This window comes from Pseudomonas poae, assembly GCA_028869255.1.
In the GTDB taxonomy this organism is placed as follows: Bacteria; Pseudomonadota; Gammaproteobacteria; order Pseudomonadales; family Pseudomonadaceae; genus Aquipseudomonas; species Aquipseudomonas poae_C.
Window position 1 is genome coordinate 1,384,197 of record CP110972.1, and the last position, 13,162, is coordinate 1,397,358.

Below are 13,162 nucleotides of genomic sequence, written 5' to 3' on the forward strand. Positions count from 1 at the left end.
GCGAAAGCGGTGTGTCAGTCACAGGATGCATTGGCTGACACGCCCTCTTCGCGAGCAAGCCCGCTCCCACATTTTGGATCTCAGTGGGTTTCAATGCGCCATACAGCCTTCTTCACCTCAATCGCTTTGGGCAACAATCGATTCTGATAAAACAAATCCGCTGTCGCCTGCTGAGCCTGGATGATCTTGTCGTCGATCGGCAAAATCGGCGACGGCGGGCGGTTATCCATATAGCGTGCGATCACCTCGCTGGGCAGGCCCATAAAGCGCGTCAGCACCTTGAGGCTGTCCTCACGCTGGCTGCGGGTGAGGGCTTCGGCGGCGCTGAGTTCACCGAGCAAATCATGGATAAAGGCCGTATTGGCCTGGGCGTAGTCACGCCGTGCGGTGTACACCGGGCCCGACAGCCCCAGGCCCTCGCCATTGGCCAGCACATGGCTGGGGCTCTGGCTCAAGGCGAGAGACGAGTAGGGTTCCCAGATGGCCCAGGCATCCACGCTGCCTTGTTCGAACGCGGCGCGGGCGTCCGCAGGGGGCAGGTACACCGGCTGGATATCCTTGTAGCTGAGCCCGGCTTTATTCAGGGCGCGCAGGATCAGGTTGTGGGAGCTGGAGCCTTTCTGGAACGCGACTTTCTTACCCTTAAGGTCCGCCACCGACTGCAGCGGGCTGTCATTGCGCACCAGAATGGTCTCGGCCGTCGGCTTGGGAGGCTCGGCGCCGATGTACACCAGGTCGGCACCGGCGGCTTGGGCGAACAGCGGCGGGATATCACCCGTGGAGCCCACATCCAGCGCGCCGACGTTGAGGGCTTCGAGCATCTGCGGGCCGGCGGGGAATTCGACCCACTTCACGGCCGTCTGCGGGAAGCGTTTTTCCAGCAGGCCATGCTCCTTGGCCAGCACCAGGGCGATGGAGCCTTTCTGGTAGCCGATGCGCAGGGTGGCGGGCTCGGCGGCCCAGGCGGTTTGAGTCACGGCCAGCAAGGCCACTATCAGTGCTGGAAATTTCATGCCTTGCCCTCGGTAAAACGATTGGCCGGGCGTGCCAGACCCAGATTTTCGCGCAGCGTCGAACCGCTGTATTGCGTGCGAAACAGCCCGCGTCGTTGCAGTTCCGGCACCACCCACTGGGCAAAGTCTTCCAAGCCGCCCGGCAAATGCGGTACCAGTATATTGAAGCCATCGGCCGCGCCATTTTCGAACCAGTGTTGCAGCTCATCGGCAATCTGCGCAGGCGTGCCGATCAGGCTGTAATGCCCACGGCCACCGGCGATCCGGCGACCCAGTTGCGCGAGTGTCAGCTGTTCACGCTCAGCCAGCTCGCTCAGCAGTTGCTGGCGGCTGCGTTGCCCGCTGTCGGTCAATGGCAGCGGCGGCAGCGGCCCGTCCAGCGGGTAGCCGGACAGGTCGAAATTGCCCAGCATGCGCCCCAGCAAAGCGACGCCCACCTCGGGTTCCACCAGGGCCTGGAACGCCTCGAACTTCGCTTGTGCCTCGGCCTCGGTCTGCCCGACCACCACAAACACGCCCGGCATGATTTTCAGCGAATCCGCCTCGCGGCCGTACTGGCTCAAGCGCCCCTTGAGGTCGGCATAAAACGCCTGGGCATTCGCCAGTGACGTCTGCGCGGTAAACACCACTTCGGCGGTCTGCGCGGCCAGCTCGCGGCCGGCCTCGGAAGAGCCGGCCTGCACGATCACCGGCTGGCCCTGGGGCGAGCGCGCCACATTCAGCGGGCCCTTGACCTGAAAGTGTTCGCCGACGTGATCCAGCACATGCAGTTTCGCCGGGTCGTAATAGTTGCCGCTGGCCTTGTCGCGCACGAAAGCATCGTCCTCCCAGCTGTCCCACAGGCCGGTCACCACCTGGTGAAACTCGCGGGCGCGGCTGTAGCGTTCAGCATGGCCGAGGTGTTCATCGCGACCAAAATTCTGCGCTTCGGCGGCGGCATCCGAGGTCACCAGGTTCCAGCCGGCTCGCCCGCCGGACAGGTGATCCAGCGAGGCGAATTTGCGCGCCACATGGTAGGGCTCGTTGTAGCTGGTGGTGGCGGTGGCGATCAGGCCGATGTGCTCGGTCACTGCACTCAGCGCCGAGAGCAGGGTGAGCGGCTCGAAATGATCCGAGCGCGCCATACGGCTTGCGACGTCGCCGGTGGCGGCGGCGATGCTGTCGGCCACGAACAGTGCATCGAATTTCGCCGCTTCGGCCACCCGCGCCAGGTGTTTGTACTGGGCGAAATCCAGCCCGGCATTCGCCGGTACGTCCGGGTGGCGCCAGGCGGCCACGTGGTGCCCGGTGGCCATCAGGAAGGCGCCGAGTGTCAGTTGTCGGCTCATGCTTAGAAATCCTTGCGCAGTTGCACACCGAAGTAACGTTCATCGTCACGGGGTACGGCACGGTAGATGTAATTGCCGCCGCTGGCCAGCAGCGGGGAGTAGGACTTGTCGGCGAGGTTCTTGGCCAGGAAAGCTACGCGCCAGCCGTTGCTGTAGTCGGCCAGGGCCACGCTGGCGTTCCAGATGCCGTAGGCGCCTTGCTGGGTGTCGACGTTCTGGCTGATGTCGTACTGCACTTCGCTCTGCCAGCTGTAGTCGGTGCCCAGTTCGATGTCCAGGCCGTTATCCAGCGGGATCGTGTAGTCGGCGCGCACGTAGCTTTTCCAGTCCGGGCTGTAGGGCAACGGTTTGCCATTCACGTTGCAGGTGGCCGCCGCACCGGCGGGGCAGGCGAACTCATCGATGCGTGCACGCGTGTAGGCCAGGGCGCCGGAGAGTTTCAGCTGTTGGGTGGCCTGCAAGGCGTAATCCAGCTCGACGCCTTCGGTGCTGACGCTGCCGGCGTTGATCAGGCGGGTCACCACTTGCCCGGCAACGGTGTCGAAAAAGTTCGCCTGGTAGTTGTCGTAGTCGCTGTGGAACACCGCCAGGTTAGTCGTCAGGCGGTTGTTCCAGGCAGTCGCCTTGATCCCGGCTTCCCAAGTGTTGGAGGTTTCCGGCTTGAGCGCGTCGGTGTCACGCGGCTGCATATTGAAGAACACGTTGTAGGCCGGGCCTTTGTAGCCACGCGAATAGGTGAGGTAGCTGGTGATGTTGTCCGTGAGGTCGTACTGCACGCCGAGGCGGCCGGACCAGCCGTCTTCATCCACCGAGCCGGAACTGGAAGTGGCCGGTTGAATCCCGCTGACGGTGGTGGCGGAGGTGGAGACGCGGCGGTGATCGTATTTCAGGTCATCGTGGGTGTAGCGCAGGCCGGCGATGCCGCGAAAGCGCGAGGTGAAATTCAGCGTGGTTTCGCCGAATACCGCGTAGCTGTCGCTGGTGGTGCTGTAGTCGGCGATGCCACGGTCGGTGCGCGTGGTGGTGGTCAGCGTACGCTGGTAAGTCTCTTCGTCCTTGCCGTGCATATAGAACAGGCCGCCGACGTACTCCAGGAACTCGCCTTTGGGCGAGGCCAGGCGCAGTTCCTGGGAGTACTGGTCGAAGGCCAGCTCACCTTTGTCGGCGGTGCCGGGGAAGGCCGCGGTTACGGTGCCGAGACGGTCGCCGTCCTGGTACTGGGTGTTGTCCCAGCCGCGCCAGGCAGTGATCGAGGTCAGGGTGTAGTCACCGAGGTTCCAGTCCAACTGCGCGGACAGGCCCTTGTTGGTATCCTCCACATGGCTGCGGGTGTCGGTGTTGATGTCGCGGTTGTCGCTGGAGGCGCGCACCGGGCTCAGGGCATTGCTGAACGCCGGGGTCAGGGATTTGCTGACCACGCCATTCGGCGCGTCGTCGTGGGACTGCATGTAGTCGGCGATCAGGGTCAGTTTTACGTCGTCATTCGGGGTGAATTCCAGCTTGCCGCGAATGCCCTTGTGGTTGTAGCCGTTGACCTCCTGGCCATTGTGCTGGTTATCGACGTTACCGTCGTAGCTGCCGAACAGCGTGCTGATCGAACCCTTGAGCACATCCGGCACCAGGCTGCCGCCGATGCCGAAACGCGTGCGGCTTTCATTGCCGCTGTAGTACGACTGGTCGATGTAGCCGTGGGTCTCGGCGGTGGGCGCCTTGCTGGTGATATTCAGCACGCCGGCCGAGGCGTTCTTGCCGAACAGCGTGCCTTGCGGGCCGCGCAGCACCTCGATGCGCTCCAGGTCCAGCAGGTCGAGGGTGGCCTGGCCGGGGCGGGCGTAGACCACGCCGTCGATCACCGTGGCCACCGTCGGCTCGACGCCGGGTGAGGTGGAAATGGTGCCCACACCGCGCACAAACAACGAGGTGTCTTTGTTCGACGCGCCGGTGCGGAAGTTCAGCGACGGCACCTGCTGGGCGATGCTTGCCACGCCGTTGCGGTTGTCGCGCTCCAGTTGTTCGCCGTCCAGCACCGAGACCGCCACCGGGACTTTTTGCAGTGACTCTTCGCGGCGCGTGGCGGTGACCGTCACCGCTTGGAGGGTGGCCTGCGGCTCGTCAGCGGCAAAGGCTGCGGGCAGGGGCAGGGCGGTCATACCGGCCAGAAGGAGTAAGTGAGTGTGCTTGTGCATGCTGTGTCCGCTCGAAAGGAATGCCCTGAACCGCTGCGGTTCTTGCGACCGTCAGCGCCTGTAAAACTGTCTTGGGCATTCGCTCGAGCGAGTAGCAGACAACGCGCTTTGTTAGCGCTAACATCGGCATTATTGGTAGGTCTGGTTTAGAGCGTCAAATACTAAAAAATTAGTCCTATATTCTTTTTGGTTTTTAACAGGATCACTCCGTGAGCGAAGACAAACCGCGCAAACGCCGTGGCGCCGGGCGCGTCACCCTGAACACCGTGGCGCGCCAGGCCGGGGTGTCGGCGATTACCGTGTCGCGCTATTTCAACCAGCCGGAGCAGGTCTCGCCCGAGCGGCGCGAGCGGATTGCCGCGGTGGTGGCCGAACTGGGTTATGTGCCCAACCTGGTGGCCGGCGGGCTGGCTTCGGCGCGGGGCAGGATTGTCGCGATGGTGATCCCGAATATTTCGGGGCCGATCTTTGCCAACACGATTCAGGGCTTCAGCGACACCCTCAGCCGTCATGGTTATCAGCTGCTGCTGGCATCCAGTTACTTCAGTGCCGAGCAGGAAGAAAGCGCGGTGCGTGCGTTCCTCGGCTGGTCGCCGGCGGCGCTGGTGCTGACCAGCCGCTTTCACAGCGCAGGCACCGAAAAGATGATCGCCGACGCGGATATCCCGGTGGTGGAAACCTGGGACTACGTGCCCGCCCGCGAGCCGTTGCAGATCGGTTTTTCCCACTATGAAGTCGGCGTCACGGCCGCACGCTACCTGCATGGCAAGGGCTATCGGCGCATCGCCTTTGTACAGAACAGCGCCACGGGCGACTTCAGCGCACTGGAGCGGCGTGACGGATTTGTCGCGACCCTGAGCGAGTTGGGTGTACAGCCGTGGGTGTTCGCCCCCGGCGCTGACCGTGCGCCTTTCGAGGCGGGCAAGCAGGCCATGGAAACCCTGATGAACCACGCCACGCCGCCCGACGCGATCTTCTTCGCCAATGACAACCTGGCCGCCGGCGGCCTGCTGGCCGGGCAGCGTGCGGGGCTTAAGATCCCGCAGGACTGTGCGGTGCTCGGGTTTGGCGATTATCCGTTTGCCGAAATGCTGTTGCCGAGCCTTAGCACCATCAAGCCGCCGGCCCTGGAAATCGGCGTGCTGGCGGCAACACGGGTGCTGGAAAGCCTTGGGGTATTGCCGGTGGATGATGAGGTACAACGCCTGAACCTGTTGGACTGCCGCTTGATCGAACGGGAAAGCGCCTGAGCTTTATTTGCGGCTCAGGGGCAATTTGGATACGGTGCAAGCCTGCCCACAAGGATGTTCCCATGACCGAGCCCGCCCCCAAGACCCGTCGCGCCCCCAAAGGTGAAAAACGCCGCGAAGAGCTGCTGGACGCGGCCCTGCAGGTGTTTTCCCTCGAAGGCTACAGCGGCGCCTCGATGGCCCAGGTGGCGGCGATTGTGGGGATTTCCGTGGCCGGCCTGCTGCACCACTTTCCCAGCAAGATTTCATTGCTGATGGGCGTGCTGCAACGTCGAGATGAGGTCAACCAACGGATTGCCGATGAAGTGCGCGCCGAGAAATCACTGTCCGGCTTGCTCGGCAGCCTGCGGGCGATCAACCGTTCGAACGCCACCGCGCCTGGGGTGGTGCGCGCCTTTACCATTTTGAATGCCGAAAGCCTGCTCGACACCCAACCGGCCTGGAGCTGGTTTCAGGAGCGCTATGCGGGGATACACCGACGCTTGCAGGGGCAGTTTGCCGACCTGGTGGCGGCGGGGGAGGTGCGCAGCGACGTGGACATCGCCGGGCTGGTGGAAGAAATCCTGGCCATGATGGATGGCCTGCAGATCCAGTGGCTGCGCTTTCCGGAACAGGTGGACCTGGTGGCGCGTTTCGATACCTACATTGCGCGGGTCGATGCGGCGATCAGGGCCTGAGGATGGCCATTTGGCAATCTAAAGTGGGCACGGTCCAATGTGGGAGCGGGCTTGCTCGCGAATGCGGTGTCTCAGTGATGTATCTTTAACTGATCTACCGCTTTCGCGAGCAAGCCCGCTCCCACACAAAGCACCTCTTTTACCCGTCAGTTACCCGCAGCACTGCCCTGGGTAGTGTCATCGCTCATGTCATAGCCATCACCCTCACTGGTGCCGCTATCCCCTTCGTTCTGGTGCAGCACACCACCGGTTTTCACCTGTGGCAGCTCACGCAGCGTCGAATTGAGCGCCGAGCGCGGCAGCGGGTTGCTGGTGGTGGTCGACAGTTCCTGACGGAACGGGTTGACCAGCTTGGCGTTCAGGCGAATGTCCTGGGAGGACGCGCCCACCGACAAGTTGAAGCTGTCGGCGTCCACCACCCATTGCTTGCTCGCCACGTCGTAGTAGGCCAGCGAGCGATCATTCAGCTCGATGGTCACGCGCTTGCTCTCGCCAGGCTTCAAGAACACCTTCTTGTAACCCTTGAGCTCCTTGATGGCGCGCTCGACTTTCGGGTTGTTCTGGCCCACGTACAACTCGGCGACTTCGGCGCCCGCCACCTTGCCGGTGTTGGCCAGGTCGAACGACACCTTGATCGGCGCACCCGCCACCGCCACCCCAGGGTCACGCTGATGTTGCTGTAGCCGAAGGTGGTGTACGACAAGCCATAGCCGAACGGGTAGAGCGGCTTGATGCCTTTTTTCTCGTAGCCGCGATAGCCCAGGAACAGGTCGTCCTTGTAGCTCATCTCGGACAGGGTTTCCTGATTGTCGAACTTGGGGAAAGTCGCGTAGATCGGGTTGTCTTCGATGTTGCGTTCGATGCTGATCGGCAGCTTGGCCGATGGGTTGACCTTGCCCAGCAGGATCTCCGCCAGGGCCTGGCCGCCGTTCTGGCCCGGGTAGAACGCATGCAGCGCGGCCGGTGCCTGGTCGATCCAGTCGCTCATCTTCAAGCCGGTACCGCCGTGCAGGGTCACCACGGTATTCGGGTTGACCTTGGCGATGCTCTGGATCAGCAGGTTCTGGTACTCCGGCAAATCGAAGCTGTGGTCGAAGCCTTCGCCTTCGTATTCGTTGCTGTTACCGGCGGCCACCAGCACGGCGTCGTACTGGGCCAGATCCTGCGGCGCAACCAACGATGCCCAGCTCATCTGCACGCCCACCAGGCCGCCCATGGTCGAGAGGTAGCCGTTGCGGCGTGAGTATTCGAGCTTGATATCCACCGGCTTGCCGGCTTCCAGGTTGACCTTGGCGAACACCGGGATGGTCGGCGGAATGCTGTTGTTCGGCAGCGGCTTGCCGTCACCGTTATCGAGGACTTTTTTGCCGTTGACGTAGAGGCGTACCGCACCGTCGGCGCGGACCTTGAACACCTGTTCGCCGCTGACCGTCGGAGTGATCTGGCCGCTGTAGCGAATCGAGGTGGCAGCGGTATCGCCATTCACCGGCAGGCTGTCGGTGGACCAGTCGAGGTCGACATGGGTATCGGTACGGCTGGCAGCCGGGTCGCCGGACCAGTTGGTGTTGCTGAAGAACTCGGTCTTCAGGCCTTTGGCGCTGTTGCCATCTTTGTCGGCGTGGGTCCAGCTGGACGTCGCCGGATCCAGGGACAGCCCGTCGATAAACTCGACCTTGGCCCCAGGCGCCAGCTGCTGCAGGCCGCTCAGTTCGCTGATGTAATTGGCGGCCATCACGTTGGCGCTGCCGAAACCGGTAGGCGGCGCGTACTTGGCCAGGGTGCCGACCACCGCAATGCGTTTGACCTTGTTCGCGTCCAGCGGCAACAGGCTGTTCTGGTTCTTCAGCAGCACAATGCCTTCGCGGGCGGCATTCAGCGCCGTGCGGTTGCTGGTGGCGCTGTTCATGTTGTGGCTGGTGAGCGGGGCCTTGCTGTCGAACTTGTACAGGTAGATCTGCTTGAGGATGCGCCGCACCTTGTCATCGATGGTCGCGCTGCTCAGTTCGCCACTGTCCAGGTACGGCTTGAGGATGGTGCTGTTCATCTGGTAGCCCATCATGTCCAGGTCGGTGCCGGCCTGTGCTGCCGGCAAACCGTCGACCACTGCGTTGTAGTCGCTCTGCACGAAGCCCGGGTAGCCCCATTCGGTTTTCAGAATGTCGCGCATGATGTGCTTGTTCTGGCACGCGAACTCGCCGTTCACCTTCTGGAAGGCGCACATCATCATCGCGACCTTGCTGTTTTTCGAGGCGGATTCGAACGGCGGCAGGGTCATCTCGCGCAGCACGCGCTCGCTGATGATTTCATTGAGGTGGAAGCGGTTGCTTTCCTGGTCATTGGCGGCGAAATGCTTGGCGTTGGCCCATACCCCGCGTGACTGAATCCCGTTGATCACCGCCGGCCCCAGGCTGGCACCCAGGAATGGGTCTTCACCGGACAAGTATTCGAACGCACGGCCGCTGTAGGGCATGCGGTACAGGTTCACACCGGGGCCGGTGACGAACTGATAGCCGCCGCTGGCGGTGTCGTAGCCCAGGGCGCGGCCCAGGTCGATAGCGCGACGCGGGTTCCAGCTGGCCGCCAGGTTCGGCCCCGACGGGTACACCACGCCCTGGGCGTTGCCTTCGCTGGTATAACGCACGCCCACGCCGCCATCGGCGCCGTGAATCTGCGGGATGCCATACCGGGTCAGCGGCTTGACGTCCCAGCCACCGGTGCCGCCGATGTAGGCGAGTTTTTCTTCCATCGTCATCTTCGCCAGGGTTTTATCCGCGGCTTTTTCCGCACGGCTTACCCGGCCTTCATCCAGCGCGGGGCTGGTGGCCGCATGCACCTGGGACACGGCCAGTGCCAGCAGGGCGAACGCCGACTGGGCACCGATCATTTTGCGTTTATTCATGGGTCTCTCCGACAACTGTTCAGTCAATAGTGGGCGCCGAGAAGTGCCTGTTGCCGTGCACGCTCGTCACTTTTTTACGGGCAATAGTTACCCTTGATCGCAATTTTTAACCGATGGCTAATTGCAACTATTTGGCGAAATCCGCAGTTTTATTAATGTAATAATTGTATTAATTATTGTTGTGGATGATGTCTATGCGATATCACGCGATGGCATTCTGAACCGCTAAAACCGCATAATTAAGGCAATTCTTGCGGTTATAAGTCAAACAAAAGCTAATTTTTGCGTGAAATAAGAAATAATTCCTTACGTTTCGGAACTAAGGCTAAACCTACCAGTCGATTGGTTTAAGAAAATTTATCGAGGCATGGCGAACTAGTGGCTTTGCTCGATAGTTCTAAAGTGCCATGTTTTATACAGGCTGTAATACACAATGCTTTGGTGTAGGGTCTTGACCGAGTTCAAGGCGCCACTTGGGCTATCTGCTGTTTTTGATCTGGAGAAAGTTGATGAAGATTTCCCTGTTGGGTGCCGGTGTTGTACTGGGCGTTGCGCTAAGTGGCGCGGCAATGGCGGCTGAGTCCACGGATGCTGACGCGAAGTCCGGGGCCACTGATTCCACGGTGCTGACCCAGACCCACGACGCCAAGGCTGTGAAGAAACAGAAGGCTGAAACCACCAAGGGTGGGCGGCCGCTGACTACGTCCAAGACGTCCAACTAACGGCAACCGCAGTTCCGGGTGGGAGCGGGCTTGCTCGCGAAGGCGGTGTTCCAGTCTACAAATTCATCGACTGACCCACCGCCTTCGCGAGCAAGCCCGCTCCCACAAGGGTTTCTACATAGCCCCTCAGATAGCCGCCCATGCCCAGCCCCCTCAACCCCCATCGACGCCTGCCAAACGCACATCCCGGATACCGAACAGGTTTGCGCGTGGCTGATGCAAAATGCCGGGCTGAAAACCGTGGACCTGGAGCGCGCCCGGCGGCTTTCCCAGGAAGGGGGCGACACTGAATTACTCGGCCTGCTCACCCGTTTAGGGCTGGTCTCGGAAGTGGAGCTGGCCCGCGCCTGGGCCGACTTGCTCGACGCGCCCTTGCTGCTGGCCGACGCCGCGCCGCCGCTGCTTGACCCCCTGCCGGCATTGACCGAGCGCTTTATGCGTCACTACCAGGTGGTGCCCGTGGGCTGGCGCCAGGGTGGCTTGCGGGTGCTGGCGGCCAACCCGTCGCAGGTGTACCCGTTCCAGGCCATGGCCTATGCCTGTGGCGTGCCGGTGTGGCTGGCCGTGGGCCCGCGCAATGAGGTCGAAACCCTGATCGAGCGCTACTACGGCCAAGGCCGTTCGGCCATGGGCACCCTGATCGAAAACCTCGACGAGCAGGGCGGTGCGCTGGAAGACATCGAACACCTCAAGGACATGGCCTCCGAAGCGCCGGTGATACGCCTGGTCAACCTGATCCTGCAGCGCGCCGTGGAACATCGCGCCTCGGATATCCATATCGAACCCTTCGAAAACCAGCTCAAAGTGCGCTACCGCATCGACGGCGTGCTGCACGAGGCCGAGGCGCCGCCTTCCAGTTCTTCGGCGGCGGTGATCTCGCGGGTGAAGATCATGGCGCGGCTGGACATTGCCGAGCGGCGGCTGCCCCAGGACGGGCGGATCATGCTGCGCATCCAGGGCAAGGAACTCGACTTGCGGGTGTCCACGGTGCCCACCAGTTTTGGCGAATCGGTGGTGATGCGTTTGCTCGATCGGCAGACCGTGCAGTTCGATTTCCAGAGCCTGGGTTTTGATGGCCAGCGCCTGCAAACCTTCCTCGAAGTGCTGGAACGGCCCCACGGCATCCTGCTGGTCACCGGCCCCACCGGTTCGGGCAAAACCACCACGCTGTACACCGCGTTGTCACGCCTCAATACCGCCGAACGCAAGATCATCACGGTGGAAGACCCGGTGGAATACCAGCTCGAAGGCATCAACCAGATTCAGGTCAAACCGGCCATCGGCCTGGACTTTGCCGGTGCGCTGCGCTCCATCGTGCGCCAGGACCCGGACGTGATCATGATCGGTGAAATCCGCGACCTGGAAACCTGCCGCATCGCCATCCAGTCCTCCCTGACCGGCCACCTGGTGCTCTCGACCCTGCACACCAACAGCGCGGCGGCGAGTATCACGCGGCTGCTGGATATGGGCGTGGAAAGCTACCTGATCGCCTCGACGGTCAACGGCATCCTGGCCCAGCGCCTGGTGCGCCGCCTCGACCCGGCCACCCGCGAAGCCTTCGATGCGCCGCCCGAACTGATCGCCGAGCATGGCCTGGATCGCTTTACCGACGAGCGCCCGATCCGGCTCTATCGCCCCCGCGCCGATGCCCCCGGTGGCGGTTACCACGGCCGCAGTGCAATCACCGAATTGCTGGTGATGAATGACGAACTGCGCAGCCTTTTGATGCGCCAGGCAGACGCCGCCACGCTGGAGCAGGCCGCCCGCCGTGGCGGCCTGCGCATCCTGCATGAAGAGGGTCTGCGCCAGGCCGTGGCCGGGGTGACGTCGCTGGAAGAAGTGCTGCGCGTGACCCGTGGAGAGGGCGCGTGAGCCTGTTCAAATACCGCGCCCTGGACAGCCAGGGCCAGCCGCAAAACGGCACGCTTGAAGCCAAGGACCAGGACGCCGCCGTCGCCGTCCTGCACAAGCGCGGCCTGCTGTTGCTGCAGATCGACGTCGCCGGTGCCCAGGGGCTGCGCAATGCATTGGGCCGTGGTCAATTGAATGGCGCGGCCCTGGTCAGTTTCACCCAGCAACTGGCCACGCTGCTGGGCGCGGGCCAACCGCTGGAACGCTCCCTGGGCATCCTGCTCAAACAACCCGGGCAGCCGCAGACCCGCGCCCTTATCGAGCGAATTCGCGAACATGTAAAAGCCGGCCAGCCTTTATCAAAGGCGCTGGAAGAAGAGGGCAGCCAGTTCTCGCCGCTGTACCTGAGCATGGTGCGTGCGGGCGAGGCCGGCGGCGCCCTGGAAAACACTCTGCGCCAGCTCAGCGACTACCTGGAGCGTAGCCAGTTGCTGAGGGGCGAGGTGATCAACGCGCTGATCTATCCGGCGTTTCTGGTGGTCGGCGTACTCGGTTCGCTGGCCTTATTGCTGGCTTACGTGGTGCCGCAGTTCGTGCCGATCTTCAAGGACCTGGGCGTGCCCATCCCGCTGATCACCGAAGTGATCCTGGGCCTCGGCCAATTTCTGGGGGCCTATGGTTTGGCGGTGCTGGCGGGGCTGATCGTGTTGGTCTGGACCCTGGCCGCACGCCTGCGCGACCCGCAACGCCGCGAAAAATACGACCGCCGCGTCCTCGGCCTGCGCGTGATCGGCCCGCTCCTGCAACGGGTCGAAGCCGCCCGACTGGCGCGCACCTTGGGCACCTTGCTGAGCAACGGCGTGGCCCTGCTGCAGGCGCTGGTGATCGCCCGGCAGGTCTGCACCAACCGCGCCCTGCAAGCCCAGGTTGCCCAGGCTGCCGAGTCCGTCAAGGGCGGCGGCACCCTGGCCAGCGCGTTCGGCACGCAACCGCTGCTGCCGGACCTGGCCCTGCAAATGATTGAAGTCGGCGAACAGGCCGGTGAACTGGACAGCATGCTGCTCAAGGTCGCCGACGTGTTCGACGTGGAAGCCAAGCGCGGTATCGACCGCCTGCTCGCCGCACTGGTGCCGTCGCTGACGGTGGTCATGGCGGTGCTGGTGGCGGTGATCATGCTCGCGATCATGCTGCCGCTGATGAGCCTCACCAGCAATATATGAACCCTTAAGGAAGCAA

At 62.6% G+C, this 13,162-nt stretch carries 8 protein-coding genes and 1 pseudogene; 5 read left to right on the top strand and 4 right to left on the bottom strand.

What is annotated here, in order from left to right:
- Positions 1-80: 80 nt before the first annotated feature.
- The 3 genes from LRS56_06540 to LRS56_06550 are packed head-to-tail and all read right to left on the bottom strand — an operon-like array spanning position 81 to position 4,527.
- Entirely contained in the window at positions 81-1,013 is a 933-nt protein-coding gene (locus LRS56_06540; GenBank protein ID WDU64156.1) for a sulfonate ABC transporter substrate-binding protein, read from the bottom strand.
- Positions 1,010-2,341, bottom strand: a complete 1,332-nt coding sequence (locus LRS56_06545) for an LLM class flavin-dependent oxidoreductase (protein ID WDU64157.1) — start codon at positions 2,339-2,341, stop codon at positions 1,010-1,012. The genes LRS56_06540 and LRS56_06545 overlap by 4 nt, the downstream gene beginning before the upstream one ends.
- A gap of 2 nt (positions 2,342-2,343) precedes the next feature.
- Positions 2,344-4,527, bottom strand: coding sequence for a TonB-dependent receptor (locus tag LRS56_06550; GenBank protein WDU64158.1), 2,184 nt, complete (start codon positions 4,525-4,527; stop codon positions 2,344-2,346).
- A gap of 209 nt (positions 4,528-4,736) precedes the next feature.
- Between LRS56_06550 and LRS56_06555 the strand changes: the two genes are divergently transcribed.
- Complete coding sequence (locus LRS56_06555; GenBank protein ID WDU64159.1) at positions 4,737-5,777, top strand: LacI family DNA-binding transcriptional regulator; 1,041 nt, start codon at positions 4,737-4,739, stop codon at positions 5,775-5,777.
- 62 nt (positions 5,778-5,839) lie between these two features.
- Positions 5,840-6,454: a TetR/AcrR family transcriptional regulator gene (locus tag LRS56_06560; protein ID WDU64160.1), complete on the top strand. Its 615-nt coding sequence runs from the start codon at positions 5,840-5,842 to the stop codon at positions 6,452-6,454.
- A 146-nt stretch (positions 6,455-6,600) separates the two neighbouring features.
- Here LRS56_06560 and LRS56_06565 read toward each other — a convergent pair.
- A pseudogene (locus tag LRS56_06565) lies at positions 6,601-9,353 on the bottom strand (glycoside hydrolase family 3 C-terminal domain-containing protein).
- A gap of 509 nt (positions 9,354-9,862) precedes the next feature.
- Here LRS56_06565 and LRS56_06570 point away from each other — a divergent pair.
- From LRS56_06570 to gspF, 3 genes are all read left to right on the top strand, one after another.
- Positions 9,863-10,075, top strand: coding sequence for a hypothetical protein (locus tag LRS56_06570; GenBank protein WDU64161.1), 213 nt, complete (start codon positions 9,863-9,865; stop codon positions 10,073-10,075).
- A 216-nt stretch (positions 10,076-10,291) separates the two neighbouring features.
- A complete protein-coding gene (gene gspE, locus LRS56_06575; GenBank protein ID WDU64162.1) occupies positions 10,292-11,947 on the top strand; it encodes a type II secretion system ATPase GspE in 1,656 nt (551 codons plus the stop codon).
- Complete coding sequence (gene gspF, locus LRS56_06580) at positions 11,944-13,146, top strand: type II secretion system inner membrane protein GspF (GenBank protein WDU64163.1); 1,203 nt, start codon at positions 11,944-11,946, stop codon at positions 13,144-13,146. The genes gspE and gspF overlap by 4 nt, the downstream gene beginning before the upstream one ends.
- Positions 13,147-13,162 lie beyond the last annotated feature (16 nt).

Excerpts from the sequence above, each read along its gene's own strand:
- LRS56_06540 (WDU64156.1), bottom strand. The coding sequence starts at position 1,013 with ATGAAATTTCCAGCACTGATAGTGGCCTTGCTGGCCGTGACTCAAACC.
- LRS56_06545 (WDU64157.1), bottom strand. The coding sequence starts at position 2,341 with ATGAGCCGACAACTGACACTCGGCGCCTTCCTGATGGCCACCGGGCAC.
- LRS56_06550 (WDU64158.1), bottom strand. The coding sequence starts at position 4,527 with ATGCACAAGCACACTCACTTACTCCTTCTGGCCGGTATGACCGCCCTG.
- LRS56_06560 (WDU64160.1), top strand. The coding sequence starts at position 5,840 with ATGACCGAGCCCGCCCCCAAGACCCGTCGCGCCCCCAAAGGTGAAAAA.
- LRS56_06570 (WDU64161.1), top strand. The coding sequence starts at position 9,863 with ATGAAGATTTCCCTGTTGGGTGCCGGTGTTGTACTGGGCGTTGCGCTA.
- gspE (WDU64162.1), top strand. The coding sequence starts at position 10,292 with ATGCAAAATGCCGGGCTGAAAACCGTGGACCTGGAGCGCGCCCGGCGG.